This window comes from Flavobacterium sp. ACN6, assembly GCF_002304005.1.
Classification (GTDB): Bacteria; Bacteroidota; Bacteroidia; order Flavobacteriales; family Flavobacteriaceae; genus Flavobacterium.
This window is the reverse complement of record NZ_MRCQ01000005.1, coordinates 206,112-232,354: the sequence shown is the minus strand read 5'-3', so window position 1 is coordinate 232,354 and position 26,243 is coordinate 206,112. Positions and strand designations below refer to the sequence as shown.

Sequence of the window (26,243 nt, the reverse complement as noted above, 5' to 3'; positions counted from 1 at the left end):
CTGAATTTAAGAATTTGTAATAGGCAGAGAAACTCTAAATGTGGTTCCTTTTCCGTAAGTTGATTCAAAGGTAATTGTTCCTTTGTAATTTTCTATAATGTTTTTGATAATTCCGAGTCCAAGTCCCATTCCGCTGGTTTTGGTGGTGAATTTTGGTTCGAAGATTCGGCCGGTATCTAGTTTCTGAATCCCGATTCCGTTGTCTTTTACCGCAATCTCTACATTATTATTTCTTCGTTTTACCGTAACCACAATCGATTTTTGAAACTGACTTTCTGGAATCGCCTGCGTTGCATTTTTAACTAAATTGGTGATGACACGAATCAGTTGCGTACGATCCATTTTCGAAATGATTTCTTCTTCATCTTTCTCAAAAACAATATATTCTTCATTGAAAATATCCAAAGCTAATTCGACAACCTCAACTACATTTAAGGTTTCGTTTTGCTGCGCCGGCATCGAAGCAAAATTCGAAAATGCCGAAGCCACTGCGGTCATGGTATCAATCTGCTGAATTAAGGTTTCAGAGTAGTCGTTCATTTTTTGCTTTACATCTGGATCATTCGGATCGAACTTTCGCTGAAAACTCTGTACCGTTAATCGCATTGGCGTAAGCGGATTTTTAATTTCGTGTGCCACTTGTTTGGCCATTTCGCGCCATGCTTCTTCCCTTTCGCTTTGCGCTAATTTTATGGCACTGGTTTCCAATTTGTCTACCATTCCGTTATACGCTTTAATCAGGAAGTTGACTTCTTTGCTGTTGGCTTCTAAAACAATTTTCTCGTTTTTCTGATCTAAATTGGTTTCTTCCAAACGGTCGGAAATCGTTTTTAATGATTTTGTGATATACGTCGAAAGAAAATAAGCTAATGCAAAAGCCACAATCAGCATAAAAGAATATACCTGACTCAAACGAATCAGGAAAGTATTGAGCTCGTTATCGTAATAACCATCGTCTTCTAAATATGGAAGGTTTAAGATTCCGAGTGGCTTAAATTTTTCGTCTTTTATTAAACTGTACGAAGATCTGTTTTTGACTCCGTCGATAGTTTTAATGTCTACAAAGCGTTTTTCTATCGAAGAACGAACGAGTTTTAAAATGTATTCTGGAATTGGCGGAGCTATTTTATCGACTGCAAAAGATTCTTTAGACGATTTCAACAGTTTTCCGTCAAGACTGTAAATATTGATTTCGATTTTATGAATCTGCGCTAATTCGTGGATTTTATCTTTAAATATTAAATCTAAATTTCCTGTTTTCAGCGGATAAGTGGTTGTTGCCAGAACGTAATTAATGTGTTCTTTTACGGCATTTTCTTTTCTTTCTAAACGTTCTTGGTGGTACTCTTTGGCCTCAGTTTTAAACTGAATAATCGAAATCGAAGCTAGTAAAAAAGATGCCACAACAATCAATACAATCATCGACAGGAAAATCCTGGTTCGTAATGAAAGCATTGACATTTTGAAGTTTAGCATGTTTTTTAATTATGAATTGTGAATTGTAAATTATGAATTATTCGGTCTGCATTATAATTTACCATTAACAATTCACAATTTACCATTATTTCTTTTCTCTAATTCGTTTATAAAATCGGAATCCCAGCATGATTAAAACCGAGAATAAAACAATCCCGATTACACCGAAAATCCAGTTGATGGCGCTTTTTAAAACTACTAAAAAAACAACGGCAAATAGAATAATCGTTGCGCCTTCATTCCATAAACGCATAAAATTATTGGTATATTTTACCTCATCATTTTGGAGTTGTTTAAAAATTTGATGGCATTTTCCGTGATATAAATATAAAAGAAAAACGAAACATAATTTTACGTGCATCCAAGGCATTTTGATCCAAACACTTCCTGCATCGGTAAAAAACAACATCCAAAAAGCAAAAATACTGGCCAAAACCGCCGATGGCCATGTTATTATATACCACAAACGATAGGCCATAATTTTGTATTGTGCCTGCAGAATTTCCTTTTCAGGAGATGATTTTTCATTGGCTTCAATTTGATACACAAACAAACGCACAATATAAAACAAACCCGCAAACCAAGTGATTACAAATATAAGATGCAGTGATTTTAGGTAGTTATAATATTCCATTCTTTTTGTTTCAAGTTTCAGGTTTCAGGTTTTCTTAAAGTTGATTTTCACACAACAATCTTTCTTCTTTACTCTTGCCTCTATTTTCTATTTAGCCCAATCGTTTATCCAATTACTCACTGTCTGACACCATTCGTCATCATCATTTAAACATGGAATCGCTAAAAATTCTTCTCCTCCGTTTGCTTCAAAATCTTCTTTGGCGCGCATGGCGATTTCCTCTAAAGTTTCTAAACAATCCGAAACGAAAGCTGGTGTTACAACTGCTAATTTTTTGATTCCTTTTGCCGGCATGTTGTCAATTTCAACATCTGTATAAGGTTCTAACCATTTGTCTCCCGCTAAACGCGATTGAAAAGTCAAACTGTATTTATCTTCTGGAAGTCCTAATAATTTAATGACTTGTTTTGTTGTTTCATAACATTGGTGACGGTAACAGAAATCATGCGCCGCTGAAGGTGTGTTACAACAAGAACCGTCAATTTTGCAATGTGATTTTGTTACATCGGTCTTGCGAATGTGACGTTCTGGAATTCCGTGATACGAAAACAATAAATGATCGTAATCGAACCCAACTAAGTGTTTTTGAATCGAATCTGCTAGATTCTTAATGTAATCTGGTTTGTTGTAAAACGCCGGAACATCTGTAAAAGTCATTTGTGGAAATTTCTTTTTACGGATTTCTTCTGCTTTAACTAAGATTGTCAAAGTCGAAGCCATTGCATATTGCGGATATAATGGGAAAAGCATTACTTCTGTAACCCCTTTATCGTGTAATTCCTGAAGTCCTTTTTCGATGGTCATACTTCCATAACGCATTGCTAATGCAACCGGAACATTTACCAAAGGCTGCACTTTTTTCTGCATTCTTTCTGAAAGAACTACAAGCGGAGAGCCTTCATCCCACCAAATTTTCGCGTAAGCGTGTGCAGATTCCTCTGGTCTTTTTCTTAAAATAATACCGCGAACCAGTAATGCTCTCAATAAATACGGAACGTCGATCACGTATTTATCCATTAAAAATTCATCTAAATAAGGTTTAACATCTTTTGGTGTTGGACTTTCTGGAGATCCTAGATTTACTAATAATACGCCTTTCATTTATTCTTTGCTTTAGGCTTTAAGCTTTAGGCTTTAAGCATTTAATTTGTTTTTAAAAATTTCGTCAAAAGTATTACTTGTAACTTTTTAGAAATATGATAATTATTACTTTTTGGTTATATCCTTATTTAAAAAATTGATGTATTTAAACATCTTCAATTTCGAACTTGCTTATATGTATTAAATAATTTTGCTAACGATTCATAATCTTGTTTTGTTCCAAAATTTTCTGTTTGAATTCCTTTTTTAGAACTGATAAAATAAAACTCTCCGCATGAAAGACAAATTTTAGCTAAACCAGAAATTTCATTATTTTTCTTAAAAACCAAAATATCTCTATATTCCGGCGCACAGCCTTTCACTGCTTCAAATATCTTTAAAGAAAACTTTTCTAAAAGAATATCACTTCTTAAATACTCAACGTCTTCTTGAGATAATTTAAACTTAGAAAATCCACTAGCCCCAATAGTTTTATAAAAAACATTATTATCTAATTTATCTGGAAATTCAGAATAAAGGATATTATTTAAAATAGAATCTTTAATACCTTTTCTATTGTTCTTGACTATTTCTTCTTCTTTACTTTTATTCAATGAAAAATATTCAACACTGTCAAAATCAAAAAACATTTTTTCTTCTTTTGATTTGCAAGACAGTATTAGGAAAAGCAACAAAACTATTGAATACCTTTTAATCATTAAACATTCGCATTAATCGACATCAAATACTTTTTTGGAGTTGTGGCAAACTTTTTCTTGAAAGCCGCTATAAAGTGACTTCCGGTGCTGTAGCCAATTTTAAGTCCCACTTCATTTACATTATAAGAACCGCTGTCTAAAAGTTTTCTGGCGAAATCCATTTTGTAATCGAAAAGGAAACCATAAACCGTATCGCCGTAAATTTGTTTGAAACCCATTTTAAGTTTTTTCAAATTCAAACCAATTTCATCTGCTAATTCTTGCAATCCCGGAGGTTCGGCCATATTGGCGATGATGATTTCTTTGGCTCTTCGAATTTTTAGAACGTTATCTTCATCTATCAAAAACGGACATTGTTCTGCATTTGGATCTTCTGTTCTATTAAAATACAAACTCAATAATTCGTATCCTTTTCCTTTATAATAAAGATTTTTTATAGATGGATGAAGGTTATAATGAAATAACTGACTCAAAACAATTGCCATTGACGGACTAATATTTCCTTCGTTATAATACTTCTTATCCTTATTATCAGGACTTAAAAAAGTAATATAATCTGCTTCTGCAGAAAATAACGCGTGAAATTTTTTGATGGAGACAATTACAGAAATCACCCAAGAGTTTGGAGCCAATTCTAAATTCAGCGGTAATTCTTTCTGCGGATTATACAAAAGCAGCGATTTTTCTTCCTTCAAATCTAAGGCGTAAGCACCTTGATTGAATAAAAATTTAGCATTGCCTTTTATTCCGAAGTGAAACTGTATCAGGCCAGTACCTATTTCGTGCTGTGCATAAAAAGGCTCAGAACCATCGTTTTGAAAACGGATCAGCGTAAAGTCGTCTTCAATTTTTATAACTTCTTGAGAACTCATAGCGATATTTTTTTAAAACAAAAATCAGAACAATTGCAAAATGTTATTTAGAATGACTCTAAACAAATTGTTTCCAACGACTTGATTTTGCTACAAAAGTACTCCTTTTTGCATAAAAACAGATGTTTAGAATCAAAAAAACATGCAGCGATACAAAAAGTACTTTCAGCGTTACTTTTATCAATAGTATAGTAATAATTTTGTTGCACTTTTATGAAAGTGAATTTATGGAAAACAATAACGTACCGAAACACCTTTATTTTTACTCAGTTGGTCTGAGTTATAAAAAAGCTGATGCTGAGGTCAGAGGTCAATTTAGTTTGGATGCAATTGCTAAAACGCGTTTGCTGGAACAAGCTAAAAACGATGGAATAGAAAGTTTAATTGTCACTTCAACCTGCAACAGAACCGAGATTTACGGTTTTGCAGAACATCCATTTCAATTAATAAAATTGATCTGCGATAACAGCAATGGTTCTGTTGACGCTTTTCAAAAAGTTGGTTTCGTTTACAAAAACCAAGAAGCTATCAATCATTTGTTTCGCGTAGGAACTGGTTTAGATAGTCAGATCTTGGGTGACTTCGAAATTATATCTCAAATCAAAACATCTTTTTCGCATTCTAAATCAATGGGATTGGCCAATACTTTTATGGAAAGATTGGTAAATGCTGTAATTCAGGCGAGCAAAAGAATTAAAAATGAAACTGAGATTAGTTCTGGTGCAACTTCTGTTTCTTTTGCATCGGTACAATACATTCTTAAAAATGTAGAAGATATCAGTAACAAAAATATTTTGCTTTTTGGAACTGGAAAAATAGGTAGAAATACGTGCGAAAATTTAGTAAAACATACTAAAAATGAACATATTACTTTAATCAACAGAACTAAAGATAAAGCCGAGAAATTGGCTGGAAAACTAAACCTGATTGTTAAAGATTATTCTGAATTACACTTAGAACTTCAAAAAGCTGATGTTGTGGTTGTAGCAACAGGCGCGCAAAACCCAACAGTTGACAAAGCGATTTTGAATCTGAAAAAACCTTTGTTGATTTTAGATTTATCTATTCCGAAAAACGTTCATGAAAATGTGGAGGAATTAGAAGGTGTGACTTTAATTCACATGGATTATTTGTCTCAATTGACAGATGAAACTTTGGAAAACAGAAAATTACACATTCCGGCAGCGGAAGCTATTATCGAAGAAATCAAAGAAGAATTTGTTGTTTGGATGAAAGGGCGAAAATTTGCGCCAACCATCAATGCTTTAAAAGACAAATTGAATGCAATTAAAGTTTCTGAATTAGATTTTCAAAGCAGAAAAATTGCTGATTTTAATGAGGCACAAGCGGAAATCATCAGTAACAGAATCATTCAAAAAATCACTACTCATTTCGCAAATCATTTAAAAGACGACGACACCATGGTGGATGAAAGCATCGAATGGATCGAAAAAGTCTTCAAAATAAAAGCATCTTAAAAACATAAATTTTCCACCCTATAAGTTATATAAGTTCATTTAATAGCAAACGACTACTTGTTTTTTAATCCAAACTACTTAAATTATCTTACATAACTTATATGGTGAAATTCAACAAAATGGCGGAAAAAACAATCAGAATTGGAACTCGCGATAGCGAATTGGCACTTTGGCAGGCACATACTGTCGAGAAAAAACTAAACGACTTAGGCTATAAAACCTCAATTGTTGCGGTTAAATCTCAGGGCGATATTATTCTGGATAAACCTCTTTATGAATTAGGAATTACTGGGATTTTTACAAAAACGCTGGACATCGCTATGATTAATGGTGATATTGATATCGCAGTACATTCCATGAAAGATGTTCCAACGGCTTTGCCAAAAGGAATTGTTCAAGCTGCTGTTTTGCCAAGAGCCAATGTTTTGGACATTTTAGTTCATAAGGGAAATCCCGATTTCGCAAATCCAAGTACAATTGCAACTGGAAGTTTACGCCGTCAGGCACAATGGTTTAACAAATACCCAAATCATACTGTAGTTGATTTACGCGGGAACGTGAATACGCGTATGCAAAAACTGCAAGACAATAACTGGGACGGAGCTGTTTTTGCAGCTGCAGGTTTGGAACGAATCAACTTAAAACCTGAAAATTACATCAATCTAGACTGGATGATTCCCGCGCCGGCACAAGGAGCAATGCTTGTTGTGGCAATGGAAAATGACAATTATACACTTGATGCACTTTCGCAGTTAAATGATATTGAAACTGAAATCTGTACCTATATTGAACGTCAGTTTTTAAGAACGCTTGAAGGTGGCTGTACCGCACCAATTGGGTCTTTGGTAACTTATAACGAAGAAGAAGATACATTGCATTTTCAAGGTGTTTTACTTTCTATTGATGGAAAACAAAAATTGGAAATCGACAAAACGGTTGATATTTCAGAGTGGAAGAAACTCGGTTTTCATTCGGCACAGGAGATTTTGAATAATGGAGGAACCCAATTAATGCAGCAAATTAAAGAATCCCTGAAAAAATAATGGCGAAATCAATTCAGATATTATCTACTAAAAAGCTTTCCAGCGAGCAAAAACAAGCATTAGTAAATGCTCATATTGATGTAATCGAATCCGATTTCATTCAAACTCAAAATAAACCTTTCGAACTAAAAGACCTCAACGAAAATCTGATTTTCACGAGTCAGAATGCGGTTCACAGTATTTTAGCTGATCCAAAATCTGAAGCACTGAAAAGTAAAAATGTATTTTGTGTTGGCTTAAAAACCAAAATTCTTTTATCAGAAAGCGGATTCAATGTTGTGGCGTATACCGGTTACGCAGCTGATTTAGCCGAAATCATCACTTTGATTTACCGTACTGAAAGCTATACTTTTTTTAGCGGAAACCTTCGTAGAGAAACTTTACCACAAGCTCTAAAAGATGCTGATGTGAAATTTAATGAAATTCAGGTTTATGATACTTCATTAACGCCACAGAAAATAAAAACTGCCGTTGACGGGATCTTATTTTTTAGTCCTTCGGGAGTTGAAAGTTATCTGAAAGACAACACAATTAAGAAAGAAAAGTGCTTTTGTATTGGAGAAACCACTGCCGAAGCTTTACATAAAATTACAAAAAACATCATCATTGCAGATCAGCCAACGGTTGAAGACGTAATCGAAGATGTAATTGCTGAATACAGCAATAAGCTTTAAGCCTTAGGCCATAAGCACAAAAATTTATATAGCAATACGCTTTAGGCTTTAAGCCGTAAGCAAATAATAAAACAGAAAACAACGCTTAAAGCCTAAAGCTTAAAGCCTAAAGCAATAAAAAAAATGTTAAAAAACGACCTATTTTTAAAAGCATTAAAAGGAGAAACTGTTCAACGTCCGCCAGTATGGATGATGCGTCAAGCTGGAAGATATTTGCCAGAATTTATCGCTTTGCGTGATAAATATGATTTCTTCACACGTTGTCAGACTCCAGAATTAGCCGCAGAAATCACAGTACAGCCCATTCGTAGAATTGCGCCGGATGCAGCTATTTTATTCTCAGATATTTTGGTTGTGCCTCAAGCAATGGGAATCGAAGTTTTGATGAAAGAAAATTTCGGTCCGTTTGTACCAAATCCAATTCGTTCAATGGCAGATGTTCACAGAGTTTTTGTTCCAGACATTCAGGAAACTTTAGGTTATGTAATGGATGCCATTAAATTGACTAAAGAAATGCTGAACGACGAAGTGCCATTAATTGGTTTCGCTGGTTCTCCTTGGACAATTTTCTGTTATGCTGTTGAAGGAAAAGGTTCGAAAAGTTTTGATACTGCAAAAGGTTTCGCATTCTCAAACCCTGCAGCGGCACATACATTATTACAAAAAATTACAGATACAACTATTTTATACTTAAAAGAAAAAGTAAAAGCGGGTGTTGATGCCGTTCAGATTTTTGATTCTTGGGGAGGAATGCTTTCTCCGGTTGATTATCAGGAATTTTCATGGAAATATATCAACCAGATCGTTGAGGCTTTGGCTGATCATGCTCCGGTTATTGTTTTCGGAAAAGGGTGTTGGTTTGCTCTTGGCGAAATGGGTAAAAGTAGAGCTTCGGCGCTCGGAGTAGACTGGACTTGTTCGGCTAGAAATGCGCGTTATTTATCTGGTGGAAACATTACTTTACAAGGAAATTTCGATCCGTCAAGATTGCTTTCTCCAATTCCTACCATCAAAAAAATGGTTCACGAAATGATCGATGAATTCGGAAAAGATAAATATGTTGTAAATTTAGGTCACGGAATTTTACCAAATATCCCTGTAGATCACGCAAAAGCGTTTATTGACGCGGTTAAGGAATATGGGAACTAAATAGAGTATTCGGTTTTCAGTCGCAGTTTTCAGTCTACTTTTAAGCTGAAAATTGCGACTGAGACTGAAAACTAAAAAAACCTTAGATGTTCGCAAACCTAAACTTCACTAGAAACTCGCCATTTTCTTTTGTAGAATATGCATTTCAAGCGTATTATGCGACGGTATTTTTAATGGTTTGGCTGCATCCGGAACAACATCCGCTAAGTCTTATAAATGATTTGGCTATTCTAATGGCTTTCGAATTTATCATGGTGCATTCAGGAGTTTTTATGGCGGTTATGCCTAAAAAATTGTCGCTTTTTGTGTTTTTTCCCATGTATGGATTGTTTGCAGTGGCTTTTCATCATTCTGTCATTAATACCAACATTTTATATATTTATTTGCTAACGGTCTTAAACCGCATGCGATTTGCTTTTTCTGATGTCAGTATGGAAGTGCGTGCAATGCAAATAGGAAAATCTGTTGCTAAAGCAATGTTATACTTCTTTTTGATTTTTGCAGTTTGTTTTGGAAATAGTATAATTCCCAAATTTGGATTAACAGAAGAATTTTTAGAAAAATCTAAGTTTTGACACTGTAAAATCAAGCGGATTGTTTATAGAAAAACCATATGTACCAATATGTATGGGCTTTATATACTACTCTTTGCCGGTTTTATATTTTATTTATAAAACTATCAAAAGTTTTGGAAGAAATAACAGTGATACTTTTCAGGAAGAGAAACTTATTTTTAGTAAAACAAGCTATAGTCAGAAGTTTAAATCGAATAAAAGATAAAAATCATGCTAAACAAAGGCCTTAGAGACGAAGAAAGTATTAGAATAGAGAACACTCTAAGAACTTTGCATGCGTTAATTTTTATACCAAAATTTTGGAATGCAGAAGACACGAGTCTAATAGACGAACAATTAAAAAGTTTTGGTTTAAGTTTAGAAAGAACTATTGAAATTCCTGAGGAAGAACTAATTATTCTTTTACAGCGATGTCATTTAGACTGGAATCAGCAAGAACAATTTGCAGATATCTTAGTCGCTTTATCTAAAGAAAAACAATTTGACTTTTTAGGAAAGGCACTGGCCATTTACCAATATATCCAACAGGAAAGCAAAGTTTTTTCATTTGGAATCAATACTAAAATCGCTTCGGCTAAAAACAAATAAAGATGAGTTTTACAGATTGGAAAATCGACCGAATTGAAAACATTCTTCCCGAAGAATTTTACCACCTAGTAGACAAGAATAAAACCCATATAGGCCACACTTTTCCTGTAACTCTTGCCAATTCTGATTCATTAAAAAAAGCAGCAGATTTTCTGGCAGTCAGTCTTGATAAAGAAAAAAACAATGAAGGTTTTTATTTTTATGCAAGAGATATCAAAACAAATAATTTAATTGGTTATTTGTGTGTAAAAACGATTGATTACCGCATTTCAAAATGTGAATTGGGATATTTTATTGACGAAGATTATCAAGGAAAAGGAATTACATCAAAAATGGTTTCGAATGCTCTTGATTTTTGTTTTAATGAATTAACGATGAATAAGGTTTTTATCTGCACCTCAGAAATAAATTTGGCAAGTCAGCGAATTGCATTAAAACATAACTTTAAAAAAGAAGGAATTTTAAGAGACGAATTTAGAAATGGTGACGGTGGACTGCAAAACACGGTTTATTTCGGTTTGCTTAAATCAGAATACAATACTCATGAAAGATAAATTTTACGCATACATACAAAAATTACAAGACCAAATCTGCGCTGGATTAGAAGCTGTTGACGGAACAACAAAATTCCGCGAGGACTTATGGAAACGTCCAGAAGGAGGTGGCGGCAGAACACGTGTTATTGAAAATGGTGCCGTCATCGAAAAAGGCGGCGTAAACATTTCAGCCGTTCACGGAAAACTTCCGGAAACGATGCAGAAAATGTTTGGCGTTGGCGAAGCCGATTTCTTTGCCTGTGGCTTAAGTTTGGTAATTCATCCGAAAAACCCAATGGTTCCCACCGTGCACGCCAATTGGCGCTATTTCGAAATGTATGATGAATCTGGAAATGTAATCGAACAATGGTTTGGCGGCGGACAAGATTTAACCCCATATTATTTGTTTGAAGAAGATGCAAAACACTTTCACCAAACGTGTAAAACTGCCTGCGACAAACACAATCCAGAGTTTTATCCGAAATATAAAAAACAATGCGATTCTTATTTTTGGAATGCACACAGAAACGAAGCCCGCGGTCTTGGTGGTTTGTTTTTTGATTATTGCAAAGCAAATGAGCAAATGTCAATGGAAAATTGGTACAATTTCGTAACCGAAGTCGGCAATAGTTTTCTTGAAGCTTATGTTCCAATTGTAGAAAGAAGAAAAAATTTAGAGTATTCTCCAGAAAACAGAACTTGGCAGGAAATTCGCCGTGGTCGTTATGTAGAGTTTAATTTGGTTCACGACAAGGGCACTTTATTTGGTTTAAAAACTAACGGAAGAATTGAAAGTATTTTAATGAGTCTTCCCCCACACGTGCAATGGGTTTACGATCATCATGCAGAAGCTGGAAGCGAGGAAGAAAAATTAGTAAATGCGTTAGAAAATCCAATTGATTGGGTTTAATATTAAGATAAATTTGTTTCGCTCCGCAGGAGCTCTTGAATAATACCTTGTAATTTCTCTATAAATATTTCGTCCCTCTGGGACTAGGCTTTGCTAATTTATTCAACAATATAAAGCCCCATCGGGCGACATATTTATAGGAAAGCACATATCTACAACTTCAATAATTCATCTTGAATAAAGTTCCAGCGGAACGAAATATCTATAGAAATAATTTATTCAACAATATAAAGCCCCATCGGGGCGACATATTTATAGGAAAACACATATATACAACTTCAATAATTCATGTCGAATAAAGTTCCAGCGGAACGAAATATCTATAGAAATAATTTATTCAACAATATAAAGCCCCATCGGGGCGACATATTTATAGAAAAGCACATATCTACAACTTCAATAATTCATCTTGAATAAAGTTCCAGCGGAACGAAATATCTATAGAAATAATTTATTCAACAATATAAAGCCCCATCGGGGCGACATATTTATAGGAAAACACATATATACAACTTCAATAATTCATGTCGAATAAAGTTCCAGCGGAACGAAATATCTATAGAAATAATTTATTCAACAATATAAAGCCCCATCGGGGCGACATATTTATAGAAAAGCAGATATCTACAACTTCAATAATTCATGTCGAACAAAGTTCCAGCGGAACGAAATATTTATAGAAATAATTTATTCAACAATATAAAGCCCCATCAGGGCGACATATTTATAGAAAAGCACATATATCTACAACTTCAATAATTCATTTTAAATAAAGTTCAATCGGAACGAAATATTTATAGAAATAATTTATCCCACAACATACAGACCCATTGGTGGTGAAATATCTTCGCCTCCACAAAAAGAGATATTTATCCTACAAATTTAAAATTATTAATTAGCTTTACTCTTTAAATAATTTTAATAAAAAATGGCAAATACGTATACTCAAATATATGTTCATATTGTTTTTGCAGTTAAAGGCAGACAAAATTTGATTTCTAAAAACTGGAAAAATGAAATTTATAAATACATTACTGGTATTATAACCAATAAAGAGCAAAAATTAATTGCAATTAATGGAATGCCGGATCATATTCATATTCTAATTGGCTTAAAACCTGACAAATCAATATCAGATTTAGTAAGGGATATTAAAGCAAATTCTTCAAAATTCATAAATGATCAAAAATGGATTAATGGAAAGTTTGAATGGCAGACTGGATTTGGAGCTTTTACTTATGGACATTCTCAATTGAATAATGTTATAAAATACATTGAAAATCAAGAAGAACATCATAAGAAAAGAACATTTAAAGAAGAATATATTGATTTTTTAAAATTATTTAATGTTGATTTTAAAAATGAATATGTTTTCGATGATGTTTGATTCCTATAAATATTTCGTTCCAACGGAGCTTTCTAAGGCACACTTCTATTTTTACTATATACATTTTGCCTCTTCGAAGCTTTTTTATTTAAGTCCCAGAGGGACAATATATTTATAGAAATTTTATAAATTAGTACATCCTAAACCCATCGGGGGTGATATTATCTACAGCATTATTTTGCTCTGCTAGAGCTCATCTCAAATGATAATTGGATATACTATAAATTTTTGCTAAATAATAAATATGAATCTAAAACTGATTTACATAGCCTTTTTTGCCAGCATATTTGGAGCTTTTGCCCAAAACGATACGCTGCAAAACCCCTATTTTAAATCATACGACGATAAAATTACCGCAAGCGTTTATTATTTAGATACTTCAAATAATTTTCAGATTACTTCGGATAGTCAGGATCCAAAAATTTATGTAGATCTAATTCCCAATCGAAGAGAACAGATTGGTTTTAATTTAAGCTATAAAATCATTGACGTTACTATTGGTTTTGCTCCAAAATTTCTTAGCGGGAATAAAGGCGATTCAAATTCTAAAAACTTCAATTTCAACACCCGTTTTTATTATAAAAAATGGATGCAGTCGTTTACTTTTATCAATCAAAAAGGATTTTACATTAGTGATGATAACATAACGGCGCAGCTGCCCAATATGCGTACTACAAAAATTGGCGGATCGACGGCTTATGTCTTTAACGATAAATTTTCTTTTAAATCATTGGTAAGTCATAATGAATGGCAGACCAAAAGTTCTGGAAGTTTTATTCCAACTTTTTCCTTTTATTACACTAATTTGGACTTAAATACTCCAGATTCTTCCCCTGGAGATTTGTATGTTTTTACTTTAGCTCCCTCCTATTTTTATAATTTTGTAATAAGCGACCGTGTTTTAATTGGTGCAGGAATAGCTTTAGGCGCCGGAATTAATGATATGGATGGCGAGACCTCAGCATTGTATCAGTTGGATCTTAACTTGAAGATTGCTTATAATAAAGATCGTTTCTTCGCTTACACGAGTCTGAATTCTATTAGTTTTGCTCAAGATGAAAAAGTACAAACCCGACTCAACGACAATATTACTACCTTCAAAATTTCTGTTGGATACCGATTTGATCCTCCAAAAAAAGTAAAAGAGATTTATGATAAGGCAAATGAAAAAATTGGCCTTTAAGAAATCTTAACTTTTTGAAAGTAATACCGAGGAAAAAAAATGCGTAAATTACAGCTATTGTAAAATCAAATGCATTATCATGGAAAACATAAATCAGGATCAATTAAATCGTATGCATTCCGGTAAGGGATTTATTGCGGCACTAGATCAAAGCGGCGGAAGCACACCAAAGGCATTATCGCTATATGGCGTTCAAGACAACAGCTATTCAAATGATGAAGAAATGTACACTCTGGTACACGACATGAGAACCCGAATTATTAAAAGTCCCGCTTTTGACAGCCAATATATTCTTGGTGCTATTTTGTTTGAAAACACAATGGACCGCAAAATCGACGGTCAATGGACAGCAGATTATTTGTGGGAAAAGAAAAACATAGTTCCTTTTCTAAAAGTTGATAAAGGACTTGCTGATACTGCCGGCGGCGTACAGCTGATGAAACCAATTCCAAATTTAGATGAATTGCTGACAAGAGCAGTAGAACGAAATGTTTTTGGGACTAAAATGCGTTCGGTTATTAAAGAAGCAAATCCTGATGGGATACGTGATATTGTAGAACAGCAATTTAGAGTTGGTTTACAAATCTTTAACAAAGGACTTATTCCGATTATTGAACCTGAAATTGATATTTACAGTTCGGATAAAGAAAAATCAGAAGAAATTCTAAAAGAAGAAATCAGTAAACAGCTTAAAACATTAGACAAAGATGTAAAAGTAATGCTGAAATTATCAATTCCGACTGTAGATAATTTTTACAGCGAATTAATGTCGGATCCGCATGTTGTGCGCGTTGTGGCGTTATCTGGCGGTTATTCGCGAGAAGATGCAAATCTTAAACTGACTCAAAACCACGGATTAATTGCCAGTTTTTCAAGAGCACTTTCTGAAGGACTTACGGCGGGTCAGTCTGATGATGATTTCAACGCTGTACTTGAAACCACAATTAAAGATATTTACAAAGCTTCCATAACATAAAAAATTCACTTTTGAGATATAAAAAAAGCCCGAAAATTAGATTTTCGGGCTTTTACATTTTATAGCTTTTGAATTATTTTGAAGTCATTTCATCGGCTAAATCTAATGTCTGCAAAATGATATTTTTATCAGATTTGTTAGAATTTAGTTTGAAGATGAATTTCAGTTTATTATCAATTAGTTTCTTTGGAGATTCTGTTGTAATATCTGAAAACTGCGCAGCAACTTTATTGATTTGAACCAGATCTGATTCCTTCGCATTCTTCCCAAATGCATTTATAGTCTGAGCAATATTAAGTTTTCCAATCATGTAATTTTTAGACAAATCTTTCTTTGTTTCTTTAACAAAAGAACCTGTTCCTTTATTAAAATAATCCATTGTATTGGCAACAATTACGACATCTTTATCTTTTAGAATAAAAACAGTACCATATTCTTCCGTTCCAAAAACCTGATACTGATTTCCGTTTTGCGTTAATAACTTTTTACGAACGCCCAATTGCAAAAGCTTGTCTCCAAATGTCGGATGTGTTGAAGTAAAAATTACAGCAAACAACGGAATAGATTTTTTCACTTTCTCTTCTGTAATTGTTTCTTCATAATTTTCATCATAACCGTATTTTTTGGTCATTACCTCAACATCTTTCATTCCATATAAAAAAGCGCTTAAATCACCATCAAAAAGCTTTGCTGTGGCTTCTTCATCGATTATTGTCGACATTAAATCGATAATAACGCTTATATCTTCTTTTCCAAATTTAGGATTCTGAAATATATCAGCCGTTAAGGAAGGAAAACTTTCAAGCGCCTCTTTTGTGTTCATGTGATACGAACCGTAAGCCAAAGGCTTTTCTGCAGGGAAATAATCAAATATTTTTTTATTGATTTTTCTATTGGTAATTTTATTGATTACACCCGCAATTTCTGCAGAATATTCTACAACTTCTTCAATACGGGCATTATCATTGTCAAAATAAAAATCAACATTTATTCCTTTTACAAAATTTCCAAAATTATTCTGCATCGGTAAAAACTTGTCATAACCACCAAAAATTGTCGTCGGATAATTGTATGCCGAATACAAACTCGAAATTGCACCGCCATAATCTACCCAAGATGAAATATCTGCCGATTCGTTTATTTTTGATGAACTTGGCGCCGTAAAACCGTTTTCAAATAATCCTCTTATAATTTCATTTTGTTTGTCGGCTAATTTTCGATCAAATTCTGCCTGCTGTAAAGTATATTCTTCATATGGATTTCCATCATACAAATATTCTTCCTGAGTTGAATTTGCCATCGGCGCAGGCTCTTCAATTATTACAGGTGCCTCTACAACTTCTACTGGATCGCCGTAGCTTTCTTCCGAATAAGCAGAATCAATTTGAACTTCAGTCTGCAAATCATAAACATTTTTAGAAAGTTTTTTTGTCAATTCTAAAACAACCAAATAAGTATCATTCCAAACCATCGACCTCTTTTTGCCGTTTGGTGTATAAACAGAATATTTGTCAAAATCTTCAATTGCAGCAATAGAGTCATTACTATTATTGATTTTAAACTCTTTTATCAAAAACTGTCTAAGCGCTTCCCTCCCTTTTATCGGAATGGTAACTTGATAATACGGAATGCTGTCTGTAAAACTGCCGTGAATGCTTATTTTTTGATCAAAATTGATCTGCGAAGTATATTTACTAAAATCAAAATCAGGTTTTTTGCTGCTGTATTTGTTTATCAGCGGATGATTTAAAACATCTGAAACGCTTACTTTTTTAGAAAGCTGATTTCCGTTGAATTGCACAAAATAATCGTATTTGTTGGTTTGTCCAAACGTTAAATAAGAGGCGAGTAAAAAAATTAAAGTATAAAATTGTTTCATAATCAAGGCGTTAATTGTATGGTATTATTCATTAATGTCGATTTTTTCAAAACGCTGTACATACTTTGCTTTAAAAAAACCGTCTTTTTGTTTGTCGAAATTTTACTGTTGTTATTATTTACGGAGAGAATATCTTTATCAAAAGTATAAATCGAAGTAATCGTGGCTTCCTCAAGATCTTTCTTTTTCTTCGGATCATTTACTACTTTTTCGGGAATTGGATAAGAGGCAATTCTTTCGAAATTTTTTCCGCTTCCGCTAAAGTGAATCTGATCACGCTGATTGTTGATCGTATTTACAACAGCATTTAATGCTTTCAAATTCGCATAATTGACTTTGATGATAAATACGTAATTGTTAAAATCTGTTTTTGTGGTTACGTTTGAGATTCCGTCAATTTTTAAAGCTTTGGTTTTAAAGTCTTCGAGCTTTTGAACAATTTCCTGTTCGTTGGGAATTTTAACGCCATCGACTTCTTCGAGCCAAATAGCAGATTTTGTCTTAAACCAAGATCGTGAAAAGTCGATCATGAGCGTATATTCACCACTTTGATCGTCGTGGTGTTTGATTCTTTCTGTTATCTCAAAACAACTTGTTAAGAGCAAACAGCAAAATAAAGCGAGAATTTTCTTCATTAGACAAATTTAGATGGAAATATTTTAAAAACCATGCTTTAGCTAAATTCTAACTCAAAGTATCAGAACAAATCAAATTTTTAGATAATATTAACGGATCTGTATTCCCCTAAAGACCTTACTCTATTCCTTTTTCTTTAACTTTGCAGCACTTTATAAAAAGTAAAAAATCTTCAAAAAAGAAAAAAACAATTACACTTTTAGAAACAAGGATGAATCAATCTGTTTTCAAGGAAATCAGGTTCAGTCTGAAATCTAAAATCTAAAATCTAAATTTATATGTTCCCATTACAGAGAAACCGCCGTTTAAGAACCAATGAATCTATTCGCTCTTTAGTTCGTGAAACCAGTTTGAGTCCGCAGGATTTTATGCTTCCTATGTTTATTGCAGAAGGAAAAGATATAAAATCGGCTATTCCGTCGATGCCTGGAATTTACCGTCATTCGCTGGACAACACGATTAAAGAAGTAAAAGAAGCTTGGGATTTGGGTATCAAAGCGGTGAACATTTATGTAAAAGTGAGCGACAACTTAAAAGACAATAAAGGAACGGAAGCCTGGAACAAAGACGGATTAATGCAACAAGCCATTCGCGCAATTAAAGATGCTGTTCCAGAAATGATTGTGATGCCAGACGTTGCCCTAGATCCGTATTCTATTTACGGTCATGACGGAATTATCGAAAAAGGCCAATTGGTAAACGATGCTACTCTTGACGCGCTAACTTTAATGAGTTTAAGCCACGCCGAAGCGGGTGCCGATTTCGTAGCGCCAAGCGACATGATGGATGGACGCGTTTTGGCGATAAGAAAAGCGTTGGAAGAAAACGGACATCATAATGTTGGAATTATGAGTTACAGCGCCAAATATGCTTCTGCTTTTTACGGACCTTTCCGTGATGCTTTAGATTCTGCTCCAGTAGATTCTCAAGATATCCCAAAAGATAAAAAAACATACCAAATGGATTATGCGAACCGAATTGAAGGAATTCGCGAAGCTTTATTGGATGTTGAGGAAGGTGCAGATATTGTAATGGTAAAACCAGGAATTGCTTATTTAGACATTGTTCGTGAGATAAAAGATACGGTTCATGTGCCGGTTGCAGTTTACCAAGTATCTGGTGAGTATGCTATGGTAAAGGCAGCAGCAGAAAGAGGATGGCTGGATCATGATAAAATTATGATAGAGCAATTATATTGCATTAAGCGCGCTGGTGCAAGTATTATCTCGACTTATTTCGCAAAAGAAGCAGCAATATTATTAAACAAGTAATTAATTACAAAAAAACATATACTTTAGCGCCACAAATCTAAACTAAAAGTATATGAAAAAATTATTACTTTCTTTCTTATTAGTTACTGGCTTAACAGCAGTAGCTCAGGAAATTAAATTTAAAAAAGACAAAATCAGTATCGATGGAACTGAGGTTGCAATTTTAGACAAAGAAAAGGTAAATTACAAAATCCTTACGTTGGATAGCCGCCCAATTTTTTCAATCGAGAGAAAAAGCGCTTTAATGTCTGATGGATCTACGCTTTACTGGTCTGTTCTTACTGATTTAAGTAACAGCAAAACTAATGAAGTTGTTGATTATGGTAAAGATCAAGGTCTAAGTTTTCAAAGAACTATTGTTGCAAGTGTTTGCAATGACAAATACAAATTTATCAGTGCAGCAGGAATTGACGAAAAAGGAGTTTTGGAATTTATAAACGGAACACCAACTGATATTGAGAAAGTAATTGCAGATGCTAACCAAAAAACTGTTGATCAGTTAAAAGTGGAGCAGGATGCTATGGCAGCATTGAACATAAAAGTAACAAACGGAATCATTTACCAAAAACAAGAAGTTTTAAAGGAAAATGGAATGGTACAAGATTATGTAAAAATTGGAGATGTAGTGAAAAAAAATATCACTTATATGCCTAATTGGCCTCCAAGTTTAGTGTACATGGTAAATTCAATATTTACAGTTGTAGATAATAACAACAGAGAACAAACAAAATACAGAGAATTAGGTGGATGGTATGCTACAAAAACAGGATATACTAACCCAACAACAGGTAAAAACATTAAAGACGAAGTAATTACTGCAGACAATAAATATTTCCCTTTAAAAGGTACCCTTACAGACACAGAAAAAATTAAGCTTTCTGTTCAAAAAGGAGACAAAGATTTACTTGAAAAACAACTTGTAGCTAAATTACTTTTTAATGGCTACAAATTTGAAGCGATGAAATAATACATTAAAATATGAATAAAGCAGTATTTTTAGCTGCTGTTTTAGCTTTTGCCTCTTGTAAAAAAGAGGGTTCTGAAAAAACAGATCAGACAACGGAATCGTATTCTGAAGGAGAATCGGCGAAAGCCAAAACACCAGAAGAATTGGGAAAACAAATTTTTGAAGGAACTGGAAATTGCTTTGCATGCCATCAGCCGGATCAAAAAGTGATTGGACCAAGCATTAAGGAAATTGCCAAAATCTACAAAGACAAAAAGGGCGATATGGTCACTTTTTTAAAAGGAAATGCCGAACCCATTGTAGATCCGAGTCAGTTTGCGGTGATGAAAACAAACTTCCCAATAACGCAGGCGATGTCTGATGAAGAATTAAAAGCTATTGAGGTTTATATTTACAGTTATTTGAAATAGTTCCATCGGAACGGCATATTTATAGTTAATTTTTCATTATGAATTAAAGCTCCATAGGAGCGAAATTTTACGTCAAATATCACCCCTACGGGGTTTAGAACTAAAAAATAAATATTCTATAAATATTGCGTCCCTCCGGGACTTAGTACAAAAAAACAAAAACGGCGCTGCATTGGCGCCGTTTTTCTATTTATATATATCTCTGTTCCGTAGGAACATTTCAACGGTAGAAAATTTATATTTTATGATTTTTTTTACGTTCCATAGGAACGTTTGACATCCTAATTTCTTTGACAATCAAACATATCAAACGTTCCTACAGAACGTAAATGAGACTTGTTACTATTTTTTTTCTACCAATGAAACATTCCTAAGAAATGATAAAAAGATATAGAAAAATGATGCTGGCAAAATCAAACGCAGCCACGAATCATACATGGATGGCCAATATTTGTTTTTTACCAATGAAATGTTCCTACGGAACAGATATGGAAAAATGATAATCTTAATTTCCATTCACAAAACTAGATAATTATAAAAAATGGGCTGTCTCAATTCGAGACAGCCCATTTTAATATCATAGAATCTAAATTACCAGATTTTAACTCTCTTTTCTGGTTCTAAATACATAGGTTCTCCTTTTTTAATTCCAAATACCTCATAGAAAGAATCTAAGTTTTTAATTGGCACGACAGCTCTATACATTCCTGGAGAATGCGGATCTGTTTTCACCTGACTTTTGATCGCTTCGTCACGAGATTTTGTTCTCCAAACTGTAGCCCAAGAGATAAAAAATCGTTGTTCTGGAGTAAATCCATCGATCAAACCTGGATTTCCATTCTTTTTCAAATACAATTGCAAACCATCATAAGCAGCATTAATACCTCCCAAATCTCCAATATTTTCACCTAAAGTAAACTTACCATCAACAAAGATTCCAGGAAGCGGTTCTAATGCACTGTATTGTGCCGCTAATTCACCTCCAAGAACCGTAAATTGTTTTAAATCTTCTGGCGTCCACCAGTCCACTAAGTTTCCATCAGCATTGTATCGTGCTCCTGAATCATCAAAACCATGAGAGATTTCGTGACCAATTACTGCTCCAATTCCGCCATAATTAACTGCTTCGTCCGCTTGATAATTATAGAAAGGAGGCTGTAAAATTGCTGCTGGGAATACAATTTCGTTATAAGAAGGGTTGAAATAAGCATTAACCGTTTGCGGAGACATTCCCCACTCTGTTTTATCAACTGGTTTACCCAATTTTGCTAAGGCTTCAGAATAAGACCATTTTGATAAATTTTTCATATTATCAAAATAAGTACCGCCTTCATTGACATTTTTAAGTTCTAGTTTTGAATAATCTTTCCATTTATCAGGATATCCAATCTTAACCGTCAATTTGTTTAGTTTCTCAATGGCTTTTACTTTCGTCTCTTTTGACATCCAAGGCAGCGCATTGATTCTGTTTTCATAAGCCAGCATTACATTAGCAATCATGTCTTTCGCTTTTGCTTTTGCTTCAGCAGGAAATAATTTTTCTACATATAATTTTCCTAAAGCTTCTCCCGTTGCTCCGTTGATTACCTGCAAAGCTACTTCTTCGCGCGGACGCTGTTTTAAAGCTCCAGTTAATGTTTTTCCGTAGAAATCAAAATTGGCATTTTCAATCTCTGTACTTAAAGTTGAAGCAGATCTGTTTAATAATGACCATTTCAAATACTCTTTCCAAGCCTCTACTTTCTTTTCAGTAAAAGTTTTTTCCAAAGCGATCATGTAACGGGGCTGTGCCACATTTACAGTATCTAATTTTGCCATTCCGATTCCTGTGAAATATTTTTCCCATTGAATAGAAGGCGTATTTTTTTTCAAATCTGCAACAGCAGTTGGATTGTATTGTTTTCTTCTGTCTCTTCTCTCCACACGGTCCAATCTTGGCGCAGACATTTCAACTTCTAAAGCCAAAATTTGTTTTGCGCTTTCCTTTGCTTTTGCAGGAGATTCACCAATGTATTGCAGCATTCTGGCAACGTGATCTTCGTATTTTTCACGTTTTTCTTTAGAATCTTTATCATCAGCGTTGTAATAATCCTTATCAGATAAACCTAAACTTCCTGGACCAAGGTTAACGGTGCTTTTGTTACTATTTTTAGCATCAGCACCAACGTAAACTCCAAAGAAACCAGAACCGCCCGCAAGCTGCATTTCGGTTATATAATTTTGAAGATCCGCCACATTTTTAATGGCATCGATTTTTTTCAAATAAGGCTGAAGCGGTGTAATACCTCTTTTATTTCTTCCAACAGTATCCAAAATAGTATTGAATAATGCAATTGCCTTACCTTGATCTGTATTTGATTTATATTTTGGATCTTTCGAAGCCGCTTTTAAAATAGCGAGTGCATCGGTATCTGTCTTCTGGCGCAGTTCGTTAAAACTCCCCCAAGAATTACGATCACTCGGGATCTCTGTTTTATCTAACCAGGCACCGTTTACATAACGGAAAAAATCCTGACTTGCACTAATTTTAGGATCCATGTTGGAAACATTAATTCCTGGTTCCTTTGGCTTTGCATTTTGTGCGTGTACTGCTGTTAATGAAAACATTGCAGAAACTACACAAAACATAGGTTTTGAAAGCTTTTTTATCATTTTTATTTAACGTTTTAGTGTAATTACAAACATATTGTTATTATTTTGAATAATATGTTAAAATTTCCGAATAATTAATTGTAGGAATATAATTTAATTTGCCGGCATTTTAAATCCATAAAAAACGGCACTTAATTAAGCGCCGTTTTTTCATTCTATAATGATTCTACTACCAGATTTTAACTCGTTTTTCTGGTTCAACATACATTTTATCGCCTTTCTTGATATCGAAAGCTTTGTAGAAAGCATCTACATTTTGAATTGGCACATACGCACGGTACATTCCCGGCGAGTGTGGATCTGTTTTTACTTGATTTTTAATCGCTTCGTCTCTTGTTTTTGTTCTCCAAACAGTAGCCCAAGAAATAAAGAAACGTTGTTCTGGTGTAAATCCGTCAATTAATCCTGGATTACCATTTTCTTTTAAATACAATTGTAAACCATCATAAGCCGCATTGATTCCGCCTAAATCTCCAATGTTTTCACCTAAAGTAAAATTACCATCAACGTGAACTCCAGGCAATGGCTCAAGAGCGCTGTATTGATTGGCTAAATCTGTACCTAAAACTGTAAATTGTTTCAAATCTTCTTCTGTCCACCAGTCAACTAAATTTCCATCAGCGTTGTAGCGTGCACCAGAATCATCAAATCCATGAGAAATTTCATGTCCGATTACCGCACCAATTCCACCATAATTAACCGCTTCGTCAGCTTGGTAATTGTAAAATGGCGGCTGTAAGATTGCTGCTGGAAATACAATTTCGTTATAAGACGGATTATAATAAGCATTTACCGTTTGAGGAGACATTCCCCATTCTGTTTTATCAACTGGTTTACTTAATTTATCAATACTTTTTTTAAAGCTCCATTTTGATAAATTTTTCATGTTATCAAAGTAAGTTCCACCTTCAGAAACACTCTTCATTGTTAAAGCAGAATAGTCTTTCCATTTATCAGGATATCCGATTTTGATCGTAATTTTGTTTAATTTTTCAACCGCTTTCACTTTTGTTTCAGGAGACATCCAGGTCAAAGAATTGATTCTATTTTTATAAGCCAAAATCACATTTTGGATCATTTTCTGCGCTTTCTCTTTTGCTTCAGCAGGAAATAATTTCTCTACATACAATTTACCTAAAGCCTCACCAACCGTACTATTTATGATATTAAGCGCTCTTTCTTCAGCTGGAAGTTGTTTGATAGCTCCTCTTAAAGTTTTGCTGTAAAAGTCAAAACGGGCGTCATCAAGTGCTGTAGATAATTGTCCACTCGCACCGTTTAGTAAATCCCATTTCAAATATTCTTTCCACGCTCCTACTTTGTTTTCAGTAAAAACAGTTTGCAGCGCCTTCATATATTTTGGTTCGCTCACAATTACTGAATCTAATTTCGTAATTCCTAAACCAGAGAAATATTCGTTCCATTTAATTGCCGGTGTCAGTTTTTGAATATCAGCAACAGTCATTGGGTTGTATTGCAAACGGCTGTCTCTTTGTTCAACTCTGTTTAATCTCGGCTGCGACAATTCTGTTTCCAAAGCTAAAATTTCGGCAGCGCTTTGTTTTGCTTTCTCTGGAGATTCTCCAATAAACTGAAGCATTCTTGCCACATGCAATTCGTATTTTGCACGTTTTTCTTTAGAGTCTTTATCATCAGAAATATAATAATCCTTGTCAGGAAGTCCAAGTCCGCTTGGAGCAAGATTTACGGAATTTTTAGAACTGTTTTTATCATCAGCTCCAATGTAGATACCGAAAAATCCAGAACCGCCTTCTTTTTCCATTTCCACCAAATATTTCTGTAAATCGGCAACATTTTTAATGGCATCGATTTTTTTCAGATAAGGTTTTAGCGGTTCGATTCCTTTTTTATCTCTTCCAATCGTATCTAAATAGGTGCTAAATAAATTAACTGCTTTTCCCTGATCTGTATTTGATTTGTATTTTGGGTTTTTCGACGCGTCTTTTAAAACCGTCATTACATCTTTGTCCGTTCTTTTGATCAGCTCATTAAAACTTCCCCATGTTGTACGGTCGCTCGGAATTTCTGTTTTTTCAAGCCAAGTTCCGTTTACAAATTTAAAGAAATCCTGACTTGGACTGATTTTCTTATCCATGTAAGATACATTGATACCCGGTTCTTTAGAAGCTGTCTCTTGTGCTTGAACTGCAGTCATTGAAAAAATTGCAGATAATACACCAAACACAGGTTTAGCAAATTGTTTTTTCATAAAAGTTTATAGTTTAGTGGAAAATACAAACATATTGTTATTATTTTAAAAATTATGTTAAAATCCTAACTGCAAAATCAAAAACAAGCATAAATTTCACAGCTAGCAATTTAAAACTTTTTCATTAGTATACATCTTCGTAATAAATGTTACAAAAGCCTGTTAAAAAATATTGGAGTAAAGTTTTTAAAATCTCCTTTTTGTACTTTTGCGCCAAATTATTTTTATGAAATCGCTTTTATATAAATACCGCAAATTCTTTATTGTTTTAATACTGTTTTCGGTTGTTACGATATCTTTGTTTTATTCGGCATTAAAACCTAAAAAGACACTGCCAATTTATAATCCAGCCGATGTAAATCCTGAGTTAGTCGATAGTACGGTTCAATATAAAAGCAAATACCACACAATTGCCGATTTTTCATTTGTAAACCAAAATGGCGATACGATTACGCAGAAAAATTACGAAGGAAAAATCTATGTTGCCGATTTCTTTTTTACCACCTGCGGTTCGATCTGCCCTAAAATGTCAACGAATCTTGTAGATGTTCAAAAGGCTGTTTTGAACAATCCAAAAGTTATGCTGCTTTCTCATACGGTTTTTCCAGAAGTGGACAGCGTTTCTGTTTTAAAAGCTTATGCAATTAAATACGGCGTTGTAGACAGCAAGTGGAATTTGGTTACCGGCGATAAAAAAGACATTTACAAAATGGCCAGAAAATCCTATTTGGCAGTAAAGCTTGGACGCCCAGATCAATTGTACGATATGGTTCATACCGAGAATTTTGTTTTGGTTGATCAAAAAAGACGTGTTAGAGGTTTTTATGACGGAACAAACAAAGAAGACATCAAACGTCTTTTGGAAGATATTGATTTCCTCTCAAAAGAGTAAAAAGCCTTATTTTTAGAAACATTTAG

At 34.0% G+C, this 26,243-nt stretch carries 24 protein-coding genes; 15 read left to right on the top strand and 9 right to left on the bottom strand.

The annotated features are described in order from the left end of the window. Window positions 1–6 precede the first annotated feature (6 nt). The 5 genes from BSF42_RS09885 to BSF42_RS09865 all read right to left on the bottom strand — a co-directional run bounded on the left by BSF42_RS09885 (window position 7) and on the right by BSF42_RS09865 (window position 4,781). A complete protein-coding gene (locus BSF42_RS09885) occupies window positions 7–1,422 on the bottom strand; it encodes a HAMP domain-containing sensor histidine kinase (protein ID WP_095952921.1) in 1,416 nt (471 codons plus the stop codon). 139 nt (window positions 1,423–1,561) lie between these two features. Continuing rightward, window positions 1,562–2,110, bottom strand: coding sequence for a CopD family protein (locus BSF42_RS09880; RefSeq protein ID WP_095952920.1), 549 nt, complete (start codon window positions 2,108–2,110; stop codon window positions 1,562–1,564). An 87-nt stretch (window positions 2,111–2,197) separates the two neighbouring features. Further along, a complete protein-coding gene (hemH, locus tag BSF42_RS09875; protein WP_095952919.1) occupies window positions 2,198–3,211 on the bottom strand; it encodes a ferrochelatase in 1,014 nt (337 codons plus the stop codon). Window positions 3,212–3,366: 155 nt separating this feature from the next. Further along, window positions 3,367–3,840, bottom strand: coding sequence for a hypothetical protein (locus tag BSF42_RS09870; RefSeq protein WP_141248445.1), 474 nt, complete (start codon window positions 3,838–3,840; stop codon window positions 3,367–3,369). A gap of 68 nt (window positions 3,841–3,908) precedes the next feature. After that, complete coding sequence (locus BSF42_RS09865; protein ID WP_095952917.1) at window positions 3,909–4,781, bottom strand: AraC family transcriptional regulator; 873 nt, start codon at window positions 4,779–4,781, stop codon at window positions 3,909–3,911. 227 nt (window positions 4,782–5,008) lie between these two features. On the opposite strand from BSF42_RS09865, the gene hemA reads away from it, so the two are divergent. The 11 genes from hemA (at window position 5,009) to BSF42_RS09810 (ending at window position 15,280) form a co-directional block, all read left to right on the top strand. Beyond that, entirely contained in the window at window positions 5,009–6,259 is a 1,251-nt protein-coding gene (gene hemA / locus BSF42_RS09860; protein WP_095953030.1) for a glutamyl-tRNA reductase, read from the top strand. A 119-nt stretch (window positions 6,260–6,378) separates the two neighbouring features. Beyond that, window positions 6,379–7,302 carry a hydroxymethylbilane synthase gene (gene hemC / locus BSF42_RS09855; protein WP_095953029.1) on the top strand — a complete coding sequence of 308 codons (924 nt, stop codon included), beginning with the start codon at window positions 6,379–6,381 and terminating at the stop codon, window positions 7,300–7,302. Further along, entirely contained in the window at window positions 7,302–7,976 is a 675-nt protein-coding gene (locus tag BSF42_RS09850; protein ID WP_095952916.1) for a uroporphyrinogen-III synthase, read from the top strand. The genes hemC and BSF42_RS09850 overlap by 1 nt, the downstream gene beginning before the upstream one ends. A gap of 123 nt (window positions 7,977–8,099) precedes the next feature. Further along, entirely contained in the window at window positions 8,100–9,125 is a 1,026-nt protein-coding gene (hemE, locus tag BSF42_RS09845; RefSeq protein WP_095952915.1) for a uroporphyrinogen decarboxylase, read from the top strand. An 86-nt stretch (window positions 9,126–9,211) separates the two neighbouring features. Beyond that, on the top strand, window positions 9,212–9,700 hold the full coding sequence (locus tag BSF42_RS09840; RefSeq protein WP_095952914.1) for a hypothetical protein: 489 nt from the start codon (window positions 9,212–9,214) through the stop codon (window positions 9,698–9,700). 210 nt (window positions 9,701–9,910) lie between these two features. Further along, window positions 9,911–10,288, top strand: coding sequence for a hypothetical protein (locus BSF42_RS09835; RefSeq protein ID WP_095952913.1), 378 nt, complete (start codon window positions 9,911–9,913; stop codon window positions 10,286–10,288). Between the two features lie 2 nt (window positions 10,289–10,290). Next, on the top strand, window positions 10,291–10,842 hold the full coding sequence (locus BSF42_RS09830) for a GNAT family N-acetyltransferase (RefSeq protein ID WP_095952912.1): 552 nt from the start codon (window positions 10,291–10,293) through the stop codon (window positions 10,840–10,842). Beyond that, a complete protein-coding gene (hemF, locus tag BSF42_RS09825; RefSeq protein WP_095952911.1) occupies window positions 10,832–11,734 on the top strand; it encodes an oxygen-dependent coproporphyrinogen oxidase in 903 nt (300 codons plus the stop codon). The genes BSF42_RS09830 and hemF overlap by 11 nt, the downstream gene beginning before the upstream one ends. A gap of 928 nt (window positions 11,735–12,662) precedes the next feature. After that, a complete protein-coding gene (tnpA, locus tag BSF42_RS09820) occupies window positions 12,663–13,121 on the top strand; it encodes an IS200/IS605 family transposase (protein WP_095952910.1) in 459 nt (152 codons plus the stop codon). A gap of 244 nt (window positions 13,122–13,365) precedes the next feature. Further along, window positions 13,366–14,304, top strand: coding sequence for a DUF4421 family protein (locus BSF42_RS09815; RefSeq protein ID WP_095952909.1), 939 nt, complete (start codon window positions 13,366–13,368; stop codon window positions 14,302–14,304). 88 nt (window positions 14,305–14,392) lie between these two features. Beyond that, window positions 14,393–15,280 carry a fructose bisphosphate aldolase gene (locus tag BSF42_RS09810; protein ID WP_095953028.1) on the top strand — a complete coding sequence of 296 codons (888 nt, stop codon included), beginning with the start codon at window positions 14,393–14,395 and terminating at the stop codon, window positions 15,278–15,280. Window positions 15,281–15,353: 73 nt separating this feature from the next. Here the strand turns inward: BSF42_RS09810 and BSF42_RS09805 are convergent, their stop codons facing one another. Next, on the bottom strand, window positions 15,354–17,159 hold the full coding sequence (locus tag BSF42_RS09805; RefSeq protein WP_095952908.1) for a hypothetical protein: 1,806 nt from the start codon (window positions 17,157–17,159) through the stop codon (window positions 15,354–15,356). Between the two features lie 2 nt (window positions 17,160–17,161). Continuing rightward, window positions 17,162–17,794 (bottom strand): hypothetical protein, encoded by a 633-nt coding sequence (locus BSF42_RS09800; RefSeq protein ID WP_095952907.1) that lies wholly within the window; start codon window positions 17,792–17,794, stop codon window positions 17,162–17,164. Between the two features lie 279 nt (window positions 17,795–18,073). On the opposite strand from BSF42_RS09800, the gene hemB reads away from it, so the two are divergent. From hemB to BSF42_RS09785, 3 genes are read left to right on the top strand one after another with little or no spacing between them, the layout of a single operon-like run. Next, window positions 18,074–19,066 carry a porphobilinogen synthase gene (gene hemB / locus BSF42_RS09795; protein ID WP_095952906.1) on the top strand — a complete coding sequence of 331 codons (993 nt, stop codon included), beginning with the start codon at window positions 18,074–18,076 and terminating at the stop codon, window positions 19,064–19,066. Window positions 19,067–19,118: 52 nt separating this feature from the next. Further along, window positions 19,119–20,033, top strand: coding sequence for a hypothetical protein (locus tag BSF42_RS09790; protein ID WP_095952905.1), 915 nt, complete (start codon window positions 19,119–19,121; stop codon window positions 20,031–20,033). Between the two features lie 11 nt (window positions 20,034–20,044). Then, window positions 20,045–20,443 (top strand): c-type cytochrome, encoded by a 399-nt coding sequence (locus tag BSF42_RS09785; RefSeq protein WP_095952904.1) that lies wholly within the window; start codon window positions 20,045–20,047, stop codon window positions 20,441–20,443. A 591-nt stretch (window positions 20,444–21,034) separates the two neighbouring features. Here the strand turns inward: BSF42_RS09785 and BSF42_RS09780 are convergent. After that, a complete protein-coding gene (locus tag BSF42_RS09780; RefSeq protein WP_095952903.1) occupies window positions 21,035–23,095 on the bottom strand; it encodes a M13 family metallopeptidase in 2,061 nt (686 codons plus the stop codon). A gap of 169 nt (window positions 23,096–23,264) precedes the next feature. After that, window positions 23,265–25,325 carry a M13 family metallopeptidase gene (locus BSF42_RS09775; protein ID WP_095952902.1) on the bottom strand — a complete coding sequence of 687 codons (2,061 nt, stop codon included), beginning with the start codon at window positions 25,323–25,325 and terminating at the stop codon, window positions 23,265–23,267. Between the two features lie 226 nt (window positions 25,326–25,551). Here BSF42_RS09775 and BSF42_RS09770 point away from each other — a divergent pair, with 226 nt between their 5' ends. After that, the gene (locus BSF42_RS09770) at window positions 25,552–26,217 is read left to right on the top strand and encodes an SCO family protein (RefSeq protein ID WP_095952901.1); all 666 of its coding nucleotides are present in this window, start codon (window positions 25,552–25,554) and stop codon (window positions 26,215–26,217) included. Window positions 26,218–26,243 lie beyond the last annotated feature (26 nt).